Annotated in this window: 26 protein-coding genes and 1 pseudogene; 19 read left to right on the forward strand and 8 right to left on the reverse strand. The window is 62.5% G+C overall.

Annotated elements, in window-relative coordinates; genetic code table 11:
• Positions 1 to 3: 3 nt before the first annotated feature.
• Positions 4 to 786, reverse strand: a complete 783-nt coding sequence (locus XI09_RS42550) for a DUF169 domain-containing protein (protein WP_271572277.1) — start codon at positions 784 to 786, stop codon at positions 4 to 6.
• A gap of 60 nt (positions 787 to 846) precedes the next feature.
• Positions 847 to 1,563, reverse strand: coding sequence for a YdcF family protein (locus XI09_RS42555; protein ID WP_271572445.1), 717 nt, complete (start codon positions 1,561 to 1,563; stop codon positions 847 to 849).
• A gap of 219 nt (positions 1,564 to 1,782) precedes the next feature.
• Between XI09_RS42555 and XI09_RS42560 the strand changes: the two genes are divergently transcribed.
• The 3 genes from XI09_RS42560 (at position 1,783) to XI09_RS42570 (ending at position 3,675) form a co-directional block, all read left to right on the forward strand.
• The gene (locus XI09_RS42560) at positions 1,783 to 2,724 is read left to right on the forward strand and encodes an acetamidase/formamidase family protein (protein WP_271572278.1); all 942 of its coding nucleotides are present in this window, start codon (positions 1,783 to 1,785) and stop codon (positions 2,722 to 2,724) included.
• Between the two features lie 200 nt (positions 2,725 to 2,924).
• A complete protein-coding gene (locus XI09_RS42565) occupies positions 2,925 to 3,122 on the forward strand; it encodes a hypothetical protein (protein WP_007603456.1) in 198 nt (65 codons plus the stop codon).
• A 73-nt stretch (positions 3,123 to 3,195) separates the two neighbouring features.
• A complete protein-coding gene (locus tag XI09_RS42570; RefSeq protein WP_271572279.1) occupies positions 3,196 to 3,675 on the forward strand; it encodes a GcrA family cell cycle regulator in 480 nt (159 codons plus the stop codon).
• A gap of 280 nt (positions 3,676 to 3,955) precedes the next feature.
• Here the strand turns inward: XI09_RS42570 and XI09_RS42575 are convergent, their stop codons facing one another.
• The gene (locus tag XI09_RS42575; RefSeq protein WP_271572280.1) at positions 3,956 to 5,434 is read right to left on the reverse strand and encodes a porin; all 1,479 of its coding nucleotides are present in this window, start codon (positions 5,432 to 5,434) and stop codon (positions 3,956 to 3,958) included.
• A gap of 412 nt (positions 5,435 to 5,846) precedes the next feature.
• On the opposite strand from XI09_RS42575, the gene XI09_RS42580 reads away from it, so the two are divergent.
• Positions 5,847 to 6,353, forward strand: a complete 507-nt coding sequence (locus XI09_RS42580; RefSeq protein WP_271572281.1) for a MarR family winged helix-turn-helix transcriptional regulator — start codon at positions 5,847 to 5,849, stop codon at positions 6,351 to 6,353.
• A 15-nt stretch (positions 6,354 to 6,368) separates the two neighbouring features.
• Here XI09_RS42580 and XI09_RS42585 read toward each other — a convergent pair whose 3' ends face one another.
• The 4 genes and pseudogenes from XI09_RS42585 to XI09_RS42600 all read right to left on the reverse strand — a co-directional run.
• Positions 6,369 to 7,484, reverse strand: a complete 1,116-nt coding sequence (locus tag XI09_RS42585; protein WP_271572282.1) for an alpha/beta hydrolase family protein — start codon at positions 7,482 to 7,484, stop codon at positions 6,369 to 6,371.
• 275 nt (positions 7,485 to 7,759) lie between these two features.
• Positions 7,760 to 8,731: an SDR family NAD(P)-dependent oxidoreductase gene (locus XI09_RS42590; RefSeq protein WP_271572283.1), complete on the reverse strand. Its 972-nt coding sequence runs from the start codon at positions 8,729 to 8,731 to the stop codon at positions 7,760 to 7,762.
• Between the two features lie 35 nt (positions 8,732 to 8,766).
• On the reverse strand, positions 8,767 to 8,973 hold the full coding sequence (locus tag XI09_RS42595; RefSeq protein WP_271572284.1) for a hypothetical protein: 207 nt from the start codon (positions 8,971 to 8,973) through the stop codon (positions 8,767 to 8,769).
• Between the two features lie 19 nt (positions 8,974 to 8,992).
• A pseudogene (locus XI09_RS42600) lies at positions 8,993 to 9,499 on the reverse strand (dihydrodipicolinate synthase family protein); the annotation flags it as partial.
• A gap of 361 nt (positions 9,500 to 9,860) precedes the next feature.
• Between XI09_RS42600 and XI09_RS42605 the strand changes: the two are divergent.
• A complete protein-coding gene (locus XI09_RS42605; protein ID WP_027547402.1) occupies positions 9,861 to 10,100 on the forward strand; it encodes a hypothetical protein in 240 nt (79 codons plus the stop codon).
• 132 nt (positions 10,101 to 10,232) lie between these two features.
• Here XI09_RS42605 and XI09_RS42610 read toward each other — a convergent pair whose 3' ends face one another.
• Complete coding sequence (locus tag XI09_RS42610) at positions 10,233 to 11,207, reverse strand: alpha/beta fold hydrolase (protein ID WP_271572285.1); 975 nt, start codon at positions 11,205 to 11,207, stop codon at positions 10,233 to 10,235.
• A 119-nt stretch (positions 11,208 to 11,326) separates the two neighbouring features.
• Here XI09_RS42610 and XI09_RS42615 point away from each other — a divergent pair, with 119 nt between their 5' ends.
• From XI09_RS42615 to XI09_RS42680, 14 genes are all read left to right on the forward strand, one after another.
• Positions 11,327 to 11,953 carry a TetR/AcrR family transcriptional regulator gene (locus XI09_RS42615; protein WP_271572286.1) on the forward strand — a complete coding sequence of 209 codons (627 nt, stop codon included), beginning with the start codon at positions 11,327 to 11,329 and terminating at the stop codon, positions 11,951 to 11,953.
• A 523-nt stretch (positions 11,954 to 12,476) separates the two neighbouring features.
• Positions 12,477 to 12,953 (forward strand): DUF3833 family protein, encoded by a 477-nt coding sequence (locus XI09_RS42620; protein ID WP_271572287.1) that lies wholly within the window; start codon positions 12,477 to 12,479, stop codon positions 12,951 to 12,953.
• 27 nt (positions 12,954 to 12,980) lie between these two features.
• A complete protein-coding gene (locus XI09_RS42625) occupies positions 12,981 to 13,322 on the forward strand; it encodes a hypothetical protein (RefSeq protein WP_271572447.1) in 342 nt (113 codons plus the stop codon).
• 539 nt (positions 13,323 to 13,861) lie between these two features.
• Positions 13,862 to 15,178, forward strand: a complete 1,317-nt coding sequence (locus XI09_RS42630) for a site-specific integrase (protein WP_271572288.1) — start codon at positions 13,862 to 13,864, stop codon at positions 15,176 to 15,178.
• Positions 15,175 to 16,125: a hypothetical protein gene (locus XI09_RS42635; protein ID WP_271572289.1), complete on the forward strand. Its 951-nt coding sequence runs from the start codon at positions 15,175 to 15,177 to the stop codon at positions 16,123 to 16,125. Before XI09_RS42630 ends, XI09_RS42635 begins: the two co-directional genes overlap by 4 nt.
• Positions 16,126 to 16,558: 433 nt before the next feature.
• The gene (locus tag XI09_RS42640; RefSeq protein ID WP_161534515.1) at positions 16,559 to 16,813 is read left to right on the forward strand and encodes a DUF6074 family protein; all 255 of its coding nucleotides are present in this window, start codon (positions 16,559 to 16,561) and stop codon (positions 16,811 to 16,813) included.
• On the forward strand, positions 16,810 to 17,997 hold the full coding sequence (locus XI09_RS42645; RefSeq protein WP_271572290.1) for an AAA family ATPase: 1,188 nt from the start codon (positions 16,810 to 16,812) through the stop codon (positions 17,995 to 17,997). Before XI09_RS42640 ends, XI09_RS42645 begins: the two co-directional genes overlap by 4 nt.
• Positions 17,998 to 18,103: 106 nt before the next feature.
• Positions 18,104 to 18,472: a hypothetical protein gene (locus tag XI09_RS42650; RefSeq protein ID WP_271572291.1), complete on the forward strand. Its 369-nt coding sequence runs from the start codon at positions 18,104 to 18,106 to the stop codon at positions 18,470 to 18,472.
• Between the two features lie 11 nt (positions 18,473 to 18,483).
• Complete coding sequence (locus tag XI09_RS42655) at positions 18,484 to 18,648, forward strand: hypothetical protein (RefSeq protein WP_271572292.1); 165 nt, start codon at positions 18,484 to 18,486, stop codon at positions 18,646 to 18,648.
• Between the two features lie 265 nt (positions 18,649 to 18,913).
• Positions 18,914 to 19,405, forward strand: coding sequence for a hypothetical protein (locus XI09_RS42660; RefSeq protein WP_271572293.1), 492 nt, complete (start codon positions 18,914 to 18,916; stop codon positions 19,403 to 19,405).
• Entirely contained in the window at positions 19,402 to 19,812 is a 411-nt protein-coding gene (locus XI09_RS42665) for a hypothetical protein (RefSeq protein WP_271572294.1), read from the forward strand. The genes XI09_RS42660 and XI09_RS42665 overlap by 4 nt, the downstream gene beginning before the upstream one ends.
• A gap of 17 nt (positions 19,813 to 19,829) precedes the next feature.
• Positions 19,830 to 20,081, forward strand: a complete 252-nt coding sequence (locus XI09_RS42670) for a hypothetical protein (protein WP_271572295.1) — start codon at positions 19,830 to 19,832, stop codon at positions 20,079 to 20,081.
• A 45-nt stretch (positions 20,082 to 20,126) separates the two neighbouring features.
• Positions 20,127 to 20,420: a hypothetical protein gene (locus XI09_RS42675; protein WP_271572296.1), complete on the forward strand. Its 294-nt coding sequence runs from the start codon at positions 20,127 to 20,129 to the stop codon at positions 20,418 to 20,420.
• Entirely contained in the window at positions 20,417 to 21,307 is an 891-nt protein-coding gene (locus XI09_RS42680) for a hypothetical protein (RefSeq protein ID WP_271572297.1), read from the forward strand. Before XI09_RS42675 ends, XI09_RS42680 begins: the two co-directional genes overlap by 4 nt.
• Positions 21,308 to 21,343: the final 36 nt, after the last annotated feature.

Here is a 21,343-nt window from a genome sequence, read left to right on the forward strand (position 1 = left end):
CCTTTACTTGTTCGCGTAACTCACGCCCATGCCGGCACGGACGTCGCTTTGAATGCCATAGGGCGGAATCGGATAGCGCAGGCCGTTCTTCGCCAGCGCCTTCATGCCGACAATCGCCTTGGCGAGATGCTCAGGCTTCAGGGCCATCAGCATCTCCTCGTCCGGCACGCCGCCATAGCGCCGTTCGGCATAGCATGGCAAGGACAGGCTGGGCTCCCCGGTCTTGAGCGCCCGCCCCCACGAATCCGCGCAAGCGGTCTCCCCGACCACGCCCCATTCGAACTTCCTGTAGCCGGTATATTGCAGGCCGTTGATCAGGATGATCATCTGCCCGGGCGTCGCATAGACGAGACAGATGTCGGGCGGATCGAGCCGGCCGCTGGCGAGCGGACTGACCGCGAGCGCCTGATAGTGCCCGAACGGCACCACGTCGAGCGCCTCCTGGCGCTTGCGTGCATCCTCCGCCGTGCCGTGCCAGACCCCGACATAATTTTCGCCGGCGAGCCATTTGTCGTCCTGCGGCGCAAGGCCGATCACCGCGCGGCACTGGCTACCTACGAGATCGTCGGCGGTGATGCCGACGGTCCACCCCAGGCGCGCGGCCATGCTGACGATCTGGTCGGTGGTGTGGATCGCGTTCGGCCGCCGGATTTTCGGGATCGCTTCCATGTCCGCAGCGCGTGCGAACAGCTTCATGCCGATCACCGTGGTCTTCAGCCGCAACAGGCTGTTGAGATCGGCGACGAGGCCGGCAAGATCGATCTTCTCAGCGCTCTGCTGTTGCATGGCGTCCTCCGGGCCGGCGATCGAGCGCCGGTGCTGTGTTCTTGTTTTGCGCCTCTCGTTCTAGTCCTTGCCCGGCCCCGGAAGCAACTCACCGGTCCGGCCCATGACACGGTAAGTCAACAGGCCGATCCATTCGCGCACCGCCACGTCGATCCTGGCGAGACCGTCCCCGCCGACGCGGGTGAACGTGAAGAGATCGTCACGCCCGCCCATTCGCCAATCCACGGGATAGGCTTCGACGTCGAACCCGGCCTTGCGAAAGATTCCCATCGAACGCGGCATGTGAAAGGCCGACGTCACCAGGAGCCAGCGCTCGCCCGGCTTCGGCGCCACCAATTGCTTGGTGAAGATCGCATTCTCCCAGGTGTTGCGGGAGTCCCGCTCGAGGATCAGGCGTTCCCTGGGTATGCCGAGACCTTCCAGGATCGGCGCGGAGTAGTCGGCTTCCCTGGTCTCGGTCGAGACAAGGTTCGCTGTGCCGCCGGTGAAGACGATGCGCGCATTGGGGTAGCGGCGCGCCAGCTCGGCCGCCGCCAGCAGACGGTCGGCCGCGTGCGAAACCACCGGCGTGCGGTGCGCCGCCGACAGATCGGTGTCGACGGAGCCGCCGAGCACGATGATGCCGTCGGGCGCGCCGCGCGACGCATCCCATGCCGGAAAGCGCGACTCCAGCGGATAAAGTAGAAGATTGCCGAGCGGTGAGGACGCGGCGAGTGCCAGCAGGACCAGCGTGGTCACCGCAAGCTTGCGGCCGAGCGCCGCAAAGCGCGTCAGCATCAGCACCAGCGACAGGATTCCGAGCTCGACCAGAAGATTGATCGGCAGCAGCGCAATGCCGAGAGTCTTGGAAAGAACGAAATACAGGGGAGCCTCGCTGGAATGATCGTGTCATGCGCGGGCTTGACCGGCCCGTCCATCTTCAGAAATCTTCTTGAAAGAGGATCGATCGCCCGGTCAAGCCCAGGCATAACAAGCAAAACCGAACGGACGCGGCAAATGACCCATCACCACCTGCATTCCAGCCCCGAGACCTGTCATTGGGGCTTCTTTGAAGCCGCGCTCAAGCCAGTGCTGACGATCAAAAGCGGCGATGAGGTGACCGTCGACAGCATCAGCGGCGGTCCGGACGTGCTGCCCGACCGCAACACATTTCACGTTCCGCCGGAGATGTTCGAGGTTCACGCCAGGAACGAGCGCATGCTGCCCGGCCACATCCTCACCGGCCCGATCGCGGTCGAGGGGGCCGAACCCGGCGACGTGCTCGCGGTCGAGATCCTCGACGTCCAGCTCCGGCAGGACTGGGGCTGGAATCTGATCAAGCCGCTGTCCGGCACCCTGCCCGACGATTTCCACGAGACGCGCATCCTCAACATCCCGCTGGACCGGTCGCGGATGGTCGGCCGCATGCCCTGGGGCCTCGACCTGCCCCTCAAGCCGTTCTTCGGCGTGATGGGCGTTTCGCCGCCACCGGCCTGGGGCCGCATCTCCTCGCTGGTCCCGCGCGCGATGGGCGGCAATCTCGACAACAAGGAGCTCGGTGCCGGTGCGACGCTGTATCTGCCGGTGTTCGTTCCGGGCGCGCTGTTCTCCTGCGGCGACGGCCACGGCGTGCAGGGCGACGGCGAGGTCTGCGTCACCGCGATCGAGACCGCGCTCCAGGGCCGCTTCCGCCTGACGCTGCGCAAGGACCTGCGGCTCGACTATCCCCGGGCCGAGACGCCGACGCACTACATGACCATGGCGATGGACCCCGATCTCGACCAGTGCGTGGTGCGCGCGCTGCGCGACATGATCGCGCTGCTCGGCGAGACGCGAAACCTGTCGCGCGAGGACGCCTACACGCTGTGCAGCCTGGCGGCCGATCTGCGGGTGACCCAGACCGTCAACGGCGCCAAGGGCATCCATTGCATGATCGAAAAGGCGATCGTGCACGGCTGAGCCGGCCCCCGCTTCCCTGACCTGCTGACGCCACACCGCCGCTCGGACTCTCGCGCGGCGCGCCGTCTCACGTCAAATTTCATGTGCGATTCCAACAGGCTGAGCGACAAGCCCAGCCCGCATTTGACTTCCACCCCAGAACCTAAATAGAGTCTTAATCGTTACTTTTATGTACCCGAGTAAGAGGCTAGCGTTCGGCCATGGCCACCGAAAAAGCCGAGACTGACCGCATTCCCGTAACCTTGGCGCTCTCGACCATCACCTATCTGGAGAAACTGGTGAGACAGGGCACCCACGGCACCAGCGTTCCCGGCGTCGCACGGACCTTGATCGAGGAAGGCATCCGTCTCGCCATCAAGGACGGGCTTTTGTCGATTCGCGACAATGGCAGGACGTGAGCACGCGCCGGACGTGAGGCGGACGGATCTCGAGAGGCGGATGGCCGACATCTGCAACCTGGGACCGCTACAAATGCCTGTTCTCTCACCGACCTGGACCGACGAACGAATCGAACTTCTGAAGCGGCACTTCGAGGCCGGCCTTTCCTGCCGCGAGATCGCCGCCGACATCGGCGTCAGCCGCAACGCCGTGATCGGCAAGCTGTCCCGGCTGAACCTCACGCGCGGACGCACGGTCGACGACCGCAAGGTTCAGGACAGGAGCTTTGCGCCGGCGCGCGCGTCGAGGGCGGTGCCGCGGCTGCAATATGAGATGCTCGCCACCATCTACGGCGAGACCGACGCGCGCGTGGTCGCAGGTCCGATCGACGACGCCAATCGCTGCTCGCTGCTGGAGCTTTCCGAGAACCGCTGCCGCTGGCCGATCTCGACGCCCGGCGAAGACGATTTCTGCTTTTGCGGCAATACTGCGCCCGACGGCCAGTCCTATTGCACCGGCCACAGCCGCCTCGCCTACCGGCCGAACTCGCGCGCGCGGCTCGCACGCGGCTGAGGCCGCAAGCTCATCACAAAACAAAAACCTCCGGCAGGGCATTGCCGGAGGTTTCGAGAGGCTTAGCGTGAAGCTAAGAGCCGTGATTTTGATATTTCGGCCTCCGACTATATAGCTGACTAACTCAGGTAAGTAAATAAATTTGGCGGCGATGGATTCGCATAGCTCGTCTTCGTCCTGTGCAGCGCGCTTTCTGGATTGTCGAAGCCTGCATCCAACAGCAAGAAAGCCCCGGCAGTTTTCCGCCGGGGCCCTCCGAATCGATCTGAAAGATCGATGATTAGAAGTTGCGCTGAGCGCGCAGCAGCATGGTGACCGAGTTCTGGTCCTTCAGCTCGTACACGGCCGCCGGCTTCGCAGCGGTGGCAATGCCCGGGCTCGCGATGGTGCCGGAGTACTTCTGGTCAAGGTGCGACCAGCTCAGGTCGGCAGTGAACGCCAGGTTCTTGACCGGAGTCCACACGGTGTTGACACCGACGACCGCGAAGTTGAAGTCCGGATTACAGGTAGCACCCGCGAGCGCGATAGCAGCGAAGTTGCCGCAGATCAGGGCTTTGCCGGCATTGCCGTACTTCAGCTGGGCATAGCCACCGTAGACGGCGCTCGCCCAGTTCGGGCTCCAGTTGTGGGTATAGCCACCACGGAGGCCCCAGGTCTTGACGGTATCGATGCCGGTACCGGCCCCGAAGACGCCGTCAGAAAGACCGGCGAAACCGGTGCTCTGATACGCGCCGGCGCTGCTACCGCTGAACATGAAGAAGCTCTGCGGGAACAGGCTCTGGAAGTTGTAGCGAGTCGCGCCATCCGTGTAGACGGCCTGCAGGTTGATGTTGTCGCCCGCACCGGTCGGGATATTCTTGATCGACAACGCGCCCTGCACAGCCCAACCCCACTTGTCTTCGGGATGGCCAGTCGGCTCCGTCGTGCCGTAGTAGGCAGTGTGGAGTTCGTGCGCGACAACCGAGATCTGGGCCAGACCCCAAGCTTGGTCGACGCGGACCTGACCGATGATGTCAGGAGAACGCGTGCCACCCCAGGCGTTGGCACCGTAGACACCCGTCACGAACTGAGCGGACGTACCCGAGGACACGTTCCAGAGGTTCGATTGACCGTTGTTCGCCGTCGTCTCATCCTGCAAGGCGAACGAAGCCGTGATGCCCTGGCCGAAGTCAGCCGTGTAGGCAACCTGGTTCACGCCGTTGGTGTGGTTCGAACCGCCCGGAATGGTGTCGGGACCGCCAGCCGGATAGCTCTGCCACGGGGCATCGAAGATCGAGACCGTGCGGCCGAAGGTGAAGCCGGCGAACTGGATGAACGCATGGTAGAGGCCGAGTGCGGCCGAACCGGTCGAGAACGTCGACGGGTTGCTGCCGGTGACCGACTGGGAATCCCAGGTGAAGACCATGTCGGCGTAGGTGCGAACCACGCCGTACTCGGTCGCCGTGCGCGTGTCGACGTTGAAGTCGAAACGAGCGCGGCTCATATAGTAGTTGGTCAGACGGTTGTTCGAGCCAGCGTTCGCGCCTTGCTGGAAATTATAGTCGCCTGCGCCGCCAAGGACCGCATCGGCGCGCAGATAGCCGCCGAACTTGATGCAGGTGTCGGTGCCCGGCATGTAGTAGAATCCGGCACCGTACAGGGAGCAGATCTTCACGTATTCGACCGCCTTGGCCTTCACGGGAAGATCGGCCGCCTGCGCCCCGCTCACGGCGATCAGACCCGCCGCTGAGCCGAGCAAGAGGCTCTTCACCAATTTCATATTCAATCTCCAAGTTGCTCATTTGCGAAGGAGCTCGAACCATTCGCGGCCCCTATGCTCTTTCGCTTTCAAAACCGCTCTGGGGGCTTCTCGACTTCGGACCCACCGCATCGACGCGAGGGACTTGAGCGAACCACCTGCAACGGGACGATTGAGATTCCCCCACCGCCGAACTCAATATGCATAGGTCTCTTCGCTAATTAAAATAGTTTATTAGATCAGCTATTGGATTCCAGCCACATTGTGTCGCACGCGCAACACCGTCGTCCACGCTGCCAATTTGCTGATCAGTTCATATTTGTAAAATGACTGACACAATTACCTGGCTCTGCACTTGCGTCAGAGCAGACTTGCGTGAACTATGGCCCTCCACGAACACCGGCCTGATGAGGCAGTTCACGGGAGTGATGCTGTGTCCGCAACGAGAAAAGAAGGAGCGCGCCTGCGCCCCATCGGCAATCTCGACATCATCAGGCGCTTCACCTGGGAGATATCGTCGATCAACATGTATCTGGAGGAGCTGCGTCAGTTCTGGGCGAGGACGCTCGGCATCAGCGGCCCGCAATGGCTGATCCTGATGGCCATCTCAGACCTCGACAAGGACGACGGCGTGCCCGTCAACATGGTCTCCAAGCTGCTCCACGTCGATCCCTCGTTCGTCACCACCCAGTCCAAGCTCCTGGAGAAGAAGGGCTTACTCCGCCGGCGGCCCTCGCCGACCGACGCCCGGGTCGTGCGGCTGTCACTGGCCGACAAGACCCAGAAGCACATTGCGAGCCTCAACGAGCAGTACAAGACGATTCGCGAATTCGTCTTCGAGGAGTTCGACGAGAACGAGCTGACGGAATTCACCGCCAAGCTCGCGACGCTGAAGAACCGGCTCGAAAAAGCCTGTGTCAGGATATCGCTCGACTTCTGAGCCGCGCGACCGCGCTCAGGTCCGCCGGCCGACGGCGCCCAGTCGCGATTCCAGCCAGTCGAAGATGTATTCGTTGGCCAGGCTCGGATTGTCCGCATGGGCCTGCGCCGCGCCGGTCTCCGCCGCGGTGAACACCTTCAGCACGATATCGGAGCTGCCGAGCCGGGATTTCTGGACGATCTGACGCGCCCGGTCGGCCTTGAGCCAGCCATCCTCGCCGAGCGTGATCAGCACCGGGCAGTCGGCGCTGGAGGCCATCAGCGGTGCATGCGGCACCGGAACGATGCTGAGGTCGCTTATTGCGAAGCGGCTGGCGAAGAAGGATCGTTCGTGCAGATCCCACAGGCCGCCATCGCAGACGGCGGCGGCGAGCCGCGGCTCCTGCAACACCGCGCGGGTCACGAAAGAGGATCCCCACCCGTCCGCCACGATGGCGACGCGATCGAAATCGACGTCGCTGCGCGTTTCCAGATAGTCCATGACGCTCGCGATCGAGCTCTCGAGGTCGCGGCGCTGCAAGAGCGTATCGGCATAATCGTCGCGCTGGTCGCCGAGCAGGTCCAGCGCGAGCATCGACAGTCCGCGCTCGCGCGCATGCGGCGCGAGCTTGAACAGGAATTCCTCCTTGCGGTGTCCCGGCTCGCCGATGCAGATCACGGTCGGGGCCCGCCCGCTCGCCGACGGCGCGGGCAGGAAATAGCCCTGCAACGAATGATCGTCGACCCAGGGAATCGTCACGACCTCGCCGGCCGGACCGCGCACCGCAAGATAGCGGCGGGCGCATTCCTGCATCGCCAGCACCGCGACCCAGCGGCGCTCGTCGGCCTGGTCGAGCGGCATCGCCGCTGCGCCGTAGTAGTTCATCGCCCGCAGCCAGTTGCGTTGCGCGGTCGCCATGTGGCCTTCCGCAAATGCGGCCTCGGCGCGCTGCCGGTTGGCCTGCGCCAGCCTCTTCCACTCGCGATGCCAGGATTGCTCGTCGCCCCGCCTGAGCTGCCGCGCGATCATCAGGCATTCCGCGATCGTGGAGCCGCCCTCCTGGGCCGCGGTCAGGAGCCGCGTGAATTCAGCGGAGATGTCCTCTCTCTCCGGGCACGGGGTCCAGTCGTCGGAGAGGCATGCGGGTATCATCGGAGCTGCGCTCTATTATCGCGTTACCCCTGATTCATTAAACTATTTTAATTCGCCAACCAAGCTGCGGCGCGCCGAGCGCGGCCCGTTTGTCATCACCATCGCTTGAACGATGCTTGAACGACAGACCATGTCCATGCGCGACATTACAATTCGTCATATGGCAACGAACGTTTGGCAAGAGGTGGCACGTAAAATTACCTGCGCGCCTCTTGCCATGATGATCATCATACCCATATTGGCGCGCGTTCGTTGACGGTCTCAGCCAACCTGATTCAGCCGAGCCGCCAGCCAACCTCCTGGGTCAAACTTTCGTAGAAGGCGCGATCATAGGCTTGCTCCGGCGTGGCGCGGACGCGCTCGTCAAGGCGCATGGCGTCCTCGCCCACAAGAATGCGCCAGCGCTCGGCCTTCACCCCGTCGAGGATGATCTTCGCGGCTTGCGCAGCCGTCGTCGGCGCATCCTCCAGGAAGCTGCGGGCCCGCTCGGCGAACGCCGCCTGGATATCCTCGTCCGACATCTTGTCGGCATCCGGCACGCCGGCCGCGACCATGCGCTTGCGGGTCAGCGCGACCTCGTCGGCGTTGAGCCGCTCCGACCCGTCCATGCTCTGCACCTTGCGCGAATTGGAGACGATCGAGGTGCCGATATGGCCGGGCATCACCACCGAGCATTTGACGTGCGGCGCGTGCAGGCGGAGGTCGTTGATCAGCGCTTCGGTAAATCCCTTCACCGCGAACTTGGCCGAGCTGTAGGCGGTGTGCGCCTGGCTCATGCCGATCGAGGCCCAGAAGCCGTTGACGCTCGCGGTGTTGACGATGTGGGCCTCGTCGGCCGCCACCAGCATCGGCAGGAAGGTGCGCACGCCGAGATAGACCCCGCCCCAGCAGATGTTGAAGGTGCGCTCCCACTGCTCGCGCGTGTTGGTGAACAGGCTGCCGCCGCCACCGATGCCGGCATTGTTGAACAGAAGATGGATCCGGTCGGTCTTCTGCTGTTCGGCGAGCTCGTCACGAAAACGCTTCAGGTGATCCTCGATCGCGACATCGGCGACATGCGTCGTGACGCGCAGGCCCTGCGGCAGCTTCTCGACCTCGCAGAGCCGCTTGGTCTCGGCCATCGCGGCCTCCGAGACGTCGCACATTGCGACATTGCAGCCCTCGGCCACGAGCTGCCGCGCGAGCTCGCGCCCCATTCCCGTGCCGCCGCCGGTGATGACCGCGATCTTTCCTGCAAAATCCTTCATGGGACTTTCGGCCCCTCCCTTGTCGGTATGTTTCTTCAGAGCATGATCCGGACCCGGAGGGCCGCGTTAGCGCAAAGTGTGAAGCGGTTTTCCGAAGAGATCATGCTCAAACAATAACCTAAAGCGCGATGATGATTCATCCCAATCTCATCGCGCTTCAGCGCCGCTGATCGCGGCGCGCGTAAAATGTAGCAGCGCCGCATCCGCAGGTAAAAGCGGATCGGCGCTGCCATCTTCGCCATCGTTATTTCGGCGGGCGGACTATTCGGCCGCCTCGACGCGCGGCCCGCCCAATGCGCCGAGTGCCTCCAGCGCCTTGCGGATCGCGGCCTGCTGCGCCGGCGAAGCCTCCGGCATCGGCGCGCGCGGATATGTCCTGGGCAGGCCCTGGAGCGTCTGCGCATGGCGCGTGCAGGCCGGCAGATTGTCGGCGATGACAGCGTTCCACAGCGTCAGCAGCTTCCTGTGCAGGTCGAGTGCGCGCGGATGGTCGCCCGCCTTCACCGCATCCCACAGCGCGACGGAGGCACGCGGCGCCGCGGTCAGGATCGCGGCGATCGAGCCGTGGGCCCCGAGCGTGTAGGAGGGATACATCAAGGCATCGACCGCGCTGTAGATCAGCTTGTCAGGCGCCATCATCATCAGGTCGGCGAACAGCTTGAGATTGCCCGCGCTCTGCTTGACGCCGATGACCAGCGGCACCTCGATCATGATCCGCGTCAGCAGCGCCGGCGACAGATAGGACCACGGCACCACGTTGTAGATGATATCGGCGGGATCACGCCGGTCGGTCTCACCTTCATGTTCTGCCCTCGCGCTTCCATAGCCCTTGTGGCGGTCCCGCTCTTTTGACGAGTATCCGCACGCTTTGAAACGTATCGGCTGTGCAGGCCCTGTGAAGGGCCGCCCGCGCGGCGCTGCCCCTGGAATCCGACATTCCTGTGGTCACCCCTCCGGTTCCCGTATTTGTCCGGATTCGGGCTAGGGGCAATTTTTTTACAATCCGAATCGTCAAATGGGGGTGGACGCTGGGGCGACTCGGCCAGGCCAGCGTGTTGTTTGTGTCACAGGCTCTGGCACTCCGCTTGCATCCTCTTCGTGGTCAGAAACTACCGATGAGGTGACAGGAATGTTCGTGACCGTCGTTGCCGTGCTCTGCCGGCTTGGTGCATCTGCCTCGGGCGCTTGCGTCGAGGAGATCGTGACCGACAGCAATATGACGCCCGAAATGTCGATGATGCAGTGTGCAATCGGCGCACAGGCACCCTTGGCGAAATGGATGGGCGAGCATCCGATCTATCACGCCAACTGGCGCCTCGAGCGCTACAAATGCGTGCCGGGTCACTACGAGATCAAGGGCCACGCCTAAGGCCCCGCAAAACTACTGATACCAAGACGACCGAGGAAACGCCCCGGGGGCCGCCTTTCTCCTCCGCGCGGGCACCGCTGGCGCCAGACCCATCGCGGCGGCGCGCTTTGTGACAAGCGTCACGCTCCCCCCTCAAGCAATCGCACGCAAGATGATCGCACGCGCCTGCCGCCCCTCCGGCGTCGGCATCAGCGCATAATTGTGCGGCTGGTCACGGAGCAGATGCAGCTCGACCGGCACACCCACCGCCCTCGCCCGCTCCGCTAGATCGACGCTGTCGGGGTAAAGCAGATCGCGCGTGCCAGAGAAGATCGTCATTGGCGGCAGCGAGCGGAACGCGCCGTTGAGCGGGCTGACGAAGGGATGGCCGACATCGAGCTCGCCGGCATAGAGGCGTCCCGCCTCGAGGATCCCCGGAATGTCCTGGATCGGATCGCGCGCCGCGATCGCAGTCTGCTCCGGACGACTGACCGATGCATCCGCCGCGGGCGAGATCAGCACCATCAGGTTTGGCTGCCGATGTCCGCGATCACGCAGCCACTGGCAGGCGGCGAGCGCAAGGCCCGCGCCGGCCGAATTGCCGACCACCGTGACCTTTGCGGGCCCGGCATCTTCCAGCAGCATCCGCAACAGCTCGGCCGTCCCCGGCACGACATCCTTGGCGGTGGCGCGCGGCGCAAGCGGATAGATCGGCACGACGCAGCAGACGTTCGCCTGCCGCGTCATCTGGCCGACGAAGCGCCAGTGCGCGGGCACGATCTCGTTGATGAAGCCGCCGCCATGCAGGAACATGACGTAGTTGCAGCCCTCATGCCCCGAAGATGGCGCGGTGTAATAGACCGGCCATCCGCCCATCCTGGTCAGCGTCACCTCGACACCACGGCCGAGCCCCGTCGGCTCGTATGAGGCTGGCTCCAGCGCGAGCTTCTGCACATGCGTCTGCACGGCCTCGGCGGATGCGAGCTGCGTCTTGAACGGAAGCTGCCGCAGCAGCATGTTGAAGCAGCGGCTCTGCAAGCTCGGCGCGGGATCGCGCGGCGGCGGCGCATCCAGCGCGCGGCCGCCAGGGCAAAACTGCAACGCCGACACGATCTTCGCAACGCTCATTGGCCACCTCCCCTGGCTCTCCCGACGCGGCGGCAAAGAGGCTTGCCGACCCGTCGCCACTTGCGGATATAATGCGAGCATTCACTCGCTTTTCCTACTCGCATTCGGACCGCTGGCCCATGGCGCGCAAACCACCGACAAAACCCCGGAAAAATGCCTCCCAGCAGAGGTCCCGCGCCACCGTCGACGCGCTGGTCGAGGCAACCGCTCGCATTCTGGTCCGTGAAGGATTCGAGAAGGCCAGCACCAACCGCATCGCCGAAATCGCCGGCGTCAGCGTCGGCTCGCTCTACCAGTATTTCCCGAGCAAGGAGGCGCTCGTCGCCGCCGTGATCGACCGCCACAACGAGGAGATCATGGCCATCGTCCGCTCAACGCTGACCGAAGTCGCGGACCTGCCGATCGAGAAGGCCGTGCGCAAGCTCGTCACCGTCGCGATCGAAGCCCACCGCATCGACCCGAAACTGCACCGCGTCCTCGCCGAGCAGATCCCGCGCACCGGCCAGCTCAAGGACGTCGAAGCCTTCAACCGCGAGGTCCACGCCTTAGTGCGCACCTATCTCGAAAGCCGCCGCAACGAGATGCGCAAGATCGACCCGGCCCTCGCCACCTTCATCTGCGTCAGCGCGATCGAGGCCGTCGCGCACAACACGGTGCTGAACCACGCCGAGATGCTCACGGAGAAGACGGTGCGGACGCTGGTGGACGAGACGACGAGGATGGTGGTGGGGTATTTGATAGCCTAATGCATTTGTATTTAGGATATCTCCCTAACGTGCAATTCTAAAGTGACGAGGCAATCACATGGCTGCGATTAGTCGAATTGAGGGTCGGCAGCGGTTCTGGTGCGGCACGGTGTGCCTAAGAGGCCACTAACTCTGGTATTCCTAATTCGAGCGTCGGATTTCCGACTCTTCTCCGCTCGCGTTGAAGTTAGAATGTGTGCGCTGGGGCTGAGATTAGCCGCTTGATTTTAGACTCCCGGTGGCCGCTCGTTTATTGCGGGCGGCCTTTTGTTCTTTTTACTGTGCGATTTGGGGTCTGCCATGGACCGCAATCAATACCGCTGTACCGCCTGCGACAAGCCGCGAAAGTTCGTCAGTAGCGAGCTGGCCGCCAAGCGGTACGAAATCCGATCGTATGAATGCCCGTCCTGCAAGAGCGTGTTGCGCATGGTAGAGTGCACCGACCGAGCATGTTTCCGCGCCGGTCGGGAACCTGCCCGATAGAGGCGACTTAGTTCGTTGGACGCTTTTCGAGGGCTTACCGATGGCGATCTATGCTTTCGCGCGCACAACGCCGCTGTTTCTTCCTGAACGATTTTTCGTCGGGCAGCTCGAAGGCTGGGTAGTGCTGGAGAATTTGGTCGGTGGACTACTGAAGCGAGCAGCGATAGCTGGCCACGGCGAACGGGATGCGGACACCGATGCGCTGGTGTTCAACGAGACATATACGTTTGACGATGGACACAGCGACACCTTGCATTGGACGATACGAAAAGGCGAGGCCGGCAAGTACACCGGGTTGGAAAACCGACTTGAAGGTGAGGCAGTAGGCGAGCAAGCCGGTTGCGCGTTCCATTGGAAGTACACGCGCGACACACCGCAAGCGGGCGGTAAGTCCATCAAGCTGAATTTCGACGATTGGTTCTATGCGATCGATGACAGGGTTTGCATCGTGCGAGGTAGCGCCGGGCGTGCGGGAATTCCGTTTGCGACGGCACACGTCACCTATCGGAAGCTATAGCTTCGCTTGGTTCAGTAGACTCGGCCGATCGACAAGGCCGTGCGCAAGCTCGTCACCGTCGCGATCGAGGCCCACCGCATCGACCCGAAACTGCACCGCGTCCTCGCCGAGCAGATCCCGCGCACCGGCCAGCTCAAGGACGTCGAAGCCTTCAACCGCGAGGTCCACGTCCTCGTCCGCACCTATCTCGAAAGCCGCCGCAACGAGATGCGCAAGATCGACCCGGCGCTGGCCACCTTCATCTGCGTCAGCGCCATCGAGGCGGTCGCGCACAACACGGTGCTGAACCACGCCGAGATGCTCACGGAGAAGACGGTGCGAACGCTGGTGGACGAGACGACGCGGATGGTGGTGGGGTATTTGAGGTAGGTGGAACGATGTCTGGGGGCCTGCACGCGACCTGCTGGCCGCGAGAAGGTTACGCTTCATGGCGCGGGGAGAGGACAAGTCCGCTCCGGACGTTCGTCCCACGAACCGGCATGATGACATCATGCCCTGTTTTGCCCGACGGGTCAAACCGATTCGGAAAAACGTTATCCGCCAATGGCCTCGCTACTGTGCATGGGGTTGTTTTCGGCATTTTACTTTGCCCGCCACCGAAGCGGCCACCCGCTACTGATCGTCGCGCATGCGTCACGGGCGGGAGCAGGCTCCACGCCGACGGTCAATCCACCCGACAGATGAGTTGGAAAAAATGGTCGGAGCGAGAGGATTTGAACCTCCGACCCCTAGTCTCCCAGTTTGATTATCCGGCATTCCCAGTCGTTCCCGCCAATTCCCTGGCTGTCAATTTCCACGAATAATCGCTTGTTTCCAGATGGTTATTCGAATATCCGGATGGACGGGCATTCCTGCCCATTTCCTCTACCGTGCTTACACGGTGCTTACACGAGATCCGGGGGGCAAAGATGGCGCGTCTGACGAAGACCTTCGTCGAAGGGTTAGAGCCGCGCGACCGGACCTTCATTGAATGGGATGACGACCTTCCCGGCTTCGGGGTCCGCGTAACGACAACCGGCGCGAAGTCGTGGGTCGTCCAGTATCGCGCCGCCGGCGGGGGCCGCGGTGCGCCGACCAAGCGTATGACGCTGGGATCGCTCGCCACCCTGACCAGCGAAAAGGCGCGGGGCGGCGCGAAGGACATTCTGGCGCGGGTTCGGCTCGGTGCGGACCCAGCGAGCGACCTTGCGAAGGGGCGCGGGGCGGCGACGGTCAAGGAACTCTCCGAAAAGTTCCTGAAGCCCGAGGCCAACGTCAAGCGGAAGACCGCCACGCTGGCTTTGTACCGCTTGTATTTCGACGTCCATATTCTGCCCGCCCTCGGGAGCAAGCGGGCTATTGACGTCACGCACGCTGACGTCGTTCGGCTACATCGCCGGATCGGTCTCGACGAAGGTAAGCCAGCAACTGCCAACCGGGTGTTGGCGACGTTGTCAGGCTTCTTCAAGTGGGGCACCAACGGCAAGCACAAGCTGATCGACCGTTCAGATAATCCGGCGCGGGAAATCGACAAGTTCAAGGAAACGTCCCGCGAGCGATTTCTGACGACGGACGAACTGTCGCGGCTGGGCGCGGCGCTGCGGGAAGCCGAAACGGTCGGCCTGCCCCACCTTGTCGACGAAACGAAGCCTACGTCGAAGCACGCGCGGAAGCCGGAAAACCGCCGGACCATCATCGATCCGTTTTCCGCGGCGGCAATTCGCCTGCTGATCCTAACCGGCGCGCGGCTGCGGGAAATCCTGCACCTGCGCCGCGCGGACGTCGACCTTGAGCGGGGCCTTCTGAACCTGCCCGACAGCAAATCGGGAAAGAAATCGATCGTGCTCAACGCGCCGGCTGTGCAAATTCTGACCGCCCTGCCCCGCGTTGGTCAGTTCGTCATCGCCGGCCGGTCTGCCGGGACTGAGGAAGAGGCGCCGCGCGCGGACCTGCATCGGCCGTGGCAGGCGATCACGAAGCGCGCCAACCTTGAAAGCCTTCGAATTCACGATCTGCGGCACACGCATGCGTCCATCGGCGCCGGCGCTGGCGTCGGTCTTCCGATCATTGGCGCAATACTGGGCCACGCCGACGCGGCCACGACGGCAAAATACGCGCATCTGGCGAACGATCCGGTCCGCCGCGCGTCCGAGCGGATCGGCAGCGACATCGCCGCCGCGATGGGCGAAGCACCGCCGCCACCTAGCGACGACGTCGTCGTCCCGATGGTGAGGGCCCGCCAATGACCAAGCGCACGAAAGTGGCAGCAGCCGCCCGCGGAAAGAAACATCCGACCACGCCGACAACGACGACGTCGACCGCACCGACGAGGTCGTTCGAACAAGCCAAGTCCGAATGGCTGCCGCTGCATGTCGCAATGATGCGGTTCTTCCCGACCTATGCGACGGAGAAGGCATTCCCGAACGACGTAAAGCAGATGGTCGCCACTCTGACCGGACCGGACGATTTCAGCGTCGCGGAAATCGCCCCCTATGTCGTCAGGATCGCGTGCGACCGCGTTGGTCTCGTGATCGATGCCGAGCACGGCGAAATCGAAATCGAACGGGACGTTGTCGGCGACGACTGGGAGGTGATCTTCGACTTCGCCAGCATTCGCGCTCGAATGGACCAATTCCCGGCAGAGTTTCCAGCCGTGGAAGTCAGGCCAGAATTCCGGGAAGCCACCCGGCGCCAGCATGATCTTGCGCTTCGACTGATCGGGCTTTTCGCGACCCGCTTCCGCGAGGCTGTTGACGATGGCGGGGCGGAACTCTTCGGCCGCTGGCGCGACCTGAAGGCGCCGTTCGAGCCTGTTTATCCGGATCAATGGCACCGACTGAAAAAGGCGCCCGGTGTGGATTGGTCGCCTGGGACGGACATGTCGACCACGACGGCCGCCGGCGACGTCACGATCTATTCGGTGCAAGTGCACCCGCACCGAAAGCAGGAGAGCGCATCGAACCTTGCTTCCATTGCCTGCACCGAATTCTTTGTCGGCGAAATCCGCAAACGCTCTTTGAGCGGTCGCGTGATCCAAAGTGAGTTGATAAATGACGCACGCGAGCGCTGGCCGCGAAATAGACTGCCCGAACGCGAAATCCTGCGCTGTTTTGCAAAAGCAAAAAGCGAAACAAATTCAACGGGATTGGTCCGACGCGGACGCCCGCCGAAATTAATTCACAGCACCCAATAAGGGCGCTGCTCTTATTTTCAATTCGCTTTCCAGCAATCTTCCACTCATTCCGACGCGTTCACCGCGTCGCCCTGCGGAGGACTGGAATGCAAGAAAGAGCGACGAGCAAGGCGGCTTCCCGCTATATCGATGACCGCGCCGCCGCGCGATATCTGAGCGTCTCAACGTCGGCGCTGGCGAAGTGGAGAATGCACGGCATTGGTCCGCGCTTCCACAAGTTCGGTACGTGTGTCCGGTACACGATCGAAGACCTGGACGCCTACGCCGAACAGTCTAGGTCGGCCTAGGCCCCCTTTCCCTTTCTTTGCTCCGGCGGACGCGACAGCCGCCGGCGCCCGCGCCGCCGGCGGACGTACCCGCGGCGCACCCGGCGGCGCGCTGTGATCCCTTGCAGCGCGCCGCCCTTCCCACGCATCAGTCTGCGAGGTCAGAAGTGACAACGATTATTCCGTTCCCCTACAGCCGGCAACGTCATCTCGTTGAGCGTCACGCACGCGCGATGCGCGGCCTGCCGCCTGATGAAGCTAGCGACTATCTGGCTAAGGTCCTCGAACGAGTTTGCGAAGACATCGAGAAGTTCGGCATCGCCTGTTGTGACGCTGACGACATGTTTATGGACTTCGCCAGCGCCATCGGACGCGAGTTGCACGGTCCGGATTTCCGCATCCAACTTGACGGGTCGAAATGACACCACGCGCTCAGATCAAAGAAGTATCGGACGCCGTCGTGCAATCTAGTGACGGCCGATCAAAGAGGGCATCAACTGTCGATTACGAGTTCTTAGGTGACCCCTCCATCGTTCAACGCAAGGAGTGGGTAGTTCCCGGGCTGTTCGGTATCGGAGAGGTCGTCGTGATCCATGCCGACACGAAGATCGGAAAAACCCAGTTCGCCACTCACCTCAGCTTGTGCATAGCAACCGGCACCGATTTCTTCCGACGGAAGGTCCGCCAAGGCGCAGTGTTGTACCTCGCCCTTGAAAAAGGTCGCATTACGAAGAAACGCTTTCGAGCCTCACAGAAGCTGCGCGGCAATATTCGGCCCCCGATCGCCGTATCGACCACGCCGATCAATCTAACCACCGCAAAGGATGCGAGCGCCGTGATCGCAACGATGCGCGAAATCTCATCCAAGGTCCAAAACGGCAGCTTAGTCGTAGTCGATACACTGAACCGTTGCGCGGGCGGGATCGATGAAAATGCCGCCGGTCCGATGGGCACGATGATGAACGAAATGACCCGCATAGCGGAAGAAGCCCGTGTTGCCGTCGTGGTTCTGCATCACAATACTGAAGGCCGTGGAAAGGCGCGCGGCAGCACCACGATCACCGCCAGCGCCGACGTCGTCATCTCCATTCAGAAGGAGGCGGATGAAGTTCGGGTGGCGGAAGTCACTCTGGCAAACGATGCTCCCGACGGACAAATATTTCGGTTTCGTATGCCCACAGTCGAGGTCACGCCGGCGACCGAAGAAGTGGATGCGGAGTTCTCGGTCTTCATCGAACCGATCTACGATGAAGGCGATCGTGATGCCGGCGGCGCGCCCAAAGGCGCGCAAGCCACCGCCTCCAGGGCGGACTTGCAACGAGCCGAAAGGGTGTTTGCACTGTTCAATACGATAGCTGCCGATGGTCGGGTCGACAGGGCTACCCTGTTGGATGTGGCCCGGCAGCAAGAGATCGTTACACCCCTAAATCCATCTTCCGGTGCCGAAATGCTCCGGCGTTGTTTAGTGGAACTGAAGAAGCAGTCCCGCTTGGATTTCACCTCCAAGGAGGTCTGGATCCAGCCAGAGCCGTCCCCAACCCCAACGGCCCAATCCTCTCTTAAGAGAGAGGATTTGTTGGGGGTCAGTCATTGGGCCCAACGATGATGCTGTTGGGGTTCTATTGGGCTTCATTGGGGTTATTGGGGCCATTGGGCCCTGCGGTGCCCAATGAAGATGCTGTTGGGCTTAGACGCTCAGGCGTGATCGCTAAATGTCCGAAGCGCCGGACGCGCCTTTGGGCGCGCGCCGGCGACGGGCAATCAACCGGATTGAAGACGGACACCGCAAGAAGCGGGGTCAGAACATGATCGACGGTGCTGAAATCCTCAGCCTGCGACAACGTCGATCCACGACCGGCGAAACGTACTTCACCGGTCGGATGGGCGCCGCTCTGGTTGTCTTAGTCCGCGACGACGTCGAACGCGATGTCTGGCGCTTGATCGCGACCGACCCTTCCCCGGGAAGCACCCGCAACGATGCCCTGGCGCCGGCGCGCGCCATAGCGCCGCCGGCGGACGACACCGGTTGGTATCAAACCGAAATGGACGATGACCTTCCCGAAGGCATCGCGACAGAGTGAAAGGAAAGACGATGGCAGACATCGATCACGATTGGGACACTGGCGAATTCCAGCCGATCAAGCCCGTTGCACCGTCACGCCGCGGCAAGCCGCAGCCGGCTAAGACATCGACGCCGATCGATCGTAACGGCGCCGCCGCGGTAGATCAGGGTCAGGGCGATGAACAAGCGCGGTAGCGCCGCCAAGCCAGAAGGGACGCGCGCTGATGCGCGCGCCAATCGGACGACGTCGGACAGCGGCCAACCGCAGCCAGCGAATGCTAGGCCCCTCCGCAGGGCAGCGCGCGCCCATCCAAAGGCAATGGCAAAAGACGTTAGGGACCGTATGACGGGCGGCTTTGGGGTGCGGCACGAAGCGCCCCGATTTCTGAGCATGTCCAGTCCGGTTGAATGCCCGTTTATATAATTGAAAGGCTCCAACGAAATGGGTTCAAAGCCAAAAATGAAACGCCCCTCCGGTAAGGTACCCGGCGTTTCGCAGGCGCAAGTCGCGCAGCACTTGGATGTCAGCCAACCTCGCGTCGCTCAGTTCGTCGGCGAAGGTGTGTTCAAGCCGCTACCAAACCGGAAGCTTGATCTAGACGCATCCCGGGTCGCGTATATCCGCTGGCTACGCGACGAAACGAGGAAGTCGACCCAGTCAGCGGCATCGGCGCGCGTGCAGGACGCGCGCGCCCGGGCAATTGAACTGCGTACCGCTCGGGAAGAAGCTCGGCTTGTTCCGCTTGACGACGTTCAGGCCGTGGTAGCCGACATTCTGGGAACGTACCGCTCTGAGCTGACCGGCATCGCCGCGGCGGCGACGCGCGATCTGTCTGTCCGCGCCGCGATCCAGCAGCACCTTGACGACGCCATTGATCGTTGCCGCGTCAAATTCGAGAAAGCAAACCGCGATCTAGTCTCCGGCTGCGACCCGCTAGAGGACAGCGAATGATGGATGATGCCGAAACGAAGCTGTTCGTCTACACCTTAGCTTCAAAGATCATGGGTCCGCCCCTTTTCCCGCGGCCACCGTCACCAGCACCGGCGGTCGGGAATTTGATCGTCGATAGCATCGTTGCTGATCTGAGTGATCTGATCGCGAACGCAACAGCGCTCCGCGATCGAGTTGCAGCGGCTTCGACGGCATCGGCGTCGCCGATCACAACGCCGACGCGGACCTATCGAAATGCCGCTGAAGCCTTCCGCGACCGCGGCTTCCCGTTCAATGACCAGAAGGTTCGCCGACTTTGTCGTGCCAACGCCATCGGTAAGCCCAGCGGCGCGCAGTTTGCGCAGATGCTTGCCGGAACGTGGCATGTGATCCTGCCGGCCTTCGAGCAATGGGCTGATCGACTTTAACGCGGCCTTGAACGGATTTGACGTTTTCTGCGATCCACATCGCGCTCATCATCGCAACGTCAACCGCAACCGGAGCGAACCTTGTGGCTTGGAAACAGCTTACGGACATCGACGGGCGAAGCCAGCACGTGAACCTCGACAACGTCGCGTACATCACCGCCGAAGGTGACCGTTCGTGGATCGCGTTTGCGGGTCGCGGCGGTCAGGGTTTCATAGGCACGATCGCTGTCCGCGAGAAGCCGTCCGAAATCCTCAAGGGCGTGTCTTGACCGTCTTTCGCTACCGTCGACCAACCCAACCTAACGAGGTTATCCATGCAAGCCGTTGCCGAGCGTAACCGGATCGCCGCGATCCGATCGCTCCCCGAAGCCGTCGGTCGCGAAAATCTCGCGATGACCTTAGCGACCACCACCGATATGTCGGTCGACCAGATCAAGACGGCCCTCGCCGCCGCTCCGATCGACGCCGCCGCTGTTTCCGCCCTGTGGAGCGCTTCGCTGGCCTCCCGCGGGATGAATGTGGGCGCTGTCGCACCGAACGCTTCGACTGACGACGCGCTGTGGACCGCGGCGCTAACTTCCCGTGGCATGCAGGTGAAGGACGCTTGACCGTGGCACTGTTCAACAAGCGCGAGGAAGACAAGCGCCTCACTTCCGCGCGTAGCGATCTGGACGCGGCGCAGCGCAAGCTGTCGACGCTGTTGGCGCGGGAAAGTGTCGCGTCGGCATCCGCGGATCGCTGGGCGCAGTGGACGGCAGAGCGTGACGCGGCACAGGCCGAACTCGCGCGGTGCAGCGCTCGGGTCGGACATCTCGAAGCCGCTGCCGAGGCGGCGAAACGAGAAGCAGAGAACGCCGAAATCCTAAGGCAGGTCGAAGCGTGCCGCGCCAAAAATGCTGCGGTCAAGGATCGCATTGGCACCGATGGACGCGCACTGATCACCGGCCTAATGGCGCTGGCGAGAGACGCAGCTGAGGCAACATTGGAGGCGCAGCGGCTTAACGCGATATTGCCGCCCGGCGTCCCTCCAATCGAGATCGGGGATTACGCCGCGCGTGACACGCTCAGCGAGCCCCGTCGTGACATTGCGACGACCGAGCAAATTCTTTGGGTCGACGCAGCCGGCAGTCCCATCGGTGATCCGGACAGCGTCGTCGCAAACAAAGATGGGGAGACCGGCTATGTTGCGATCAACCGATCAATGCGCTTGACCTGCTACAAGCGGCGGTTTCGGTCGACTACTTACCATCCCCCGCTTGCTCTCGACCATCCGGGACATTTCTTCCAGTCTATTCGTCTGCCTTTCGTTGACCGCCCGGGCACTGCTTTCGACGGCACCTACGCGTTGATTGAAACCGTGGCTGCGATGCCGATAGAGCTGCCGCCATTGCCGAAGCCATCAACGCGACCGCTGATGGTCGAATTGACGCCGATCGATCCTTGGCCGCCCGCCGGGATGGCGCCGACTGAAGCTAGTTGGAACATCGATGCGTGAAGTTCGACTGCCTTGGTTCCTTGCGTCGGCGCCAAG

Source organism: Bradyrhizobium sp. CCBAU 11386, from assembly GCF_028128955.1.
Classification (GTDB): Bacteria; Pseudomonadota; Alphaproteobacteria; order Rhizobiales; family Xanthobacteraceae; genus Bradyrhizobium.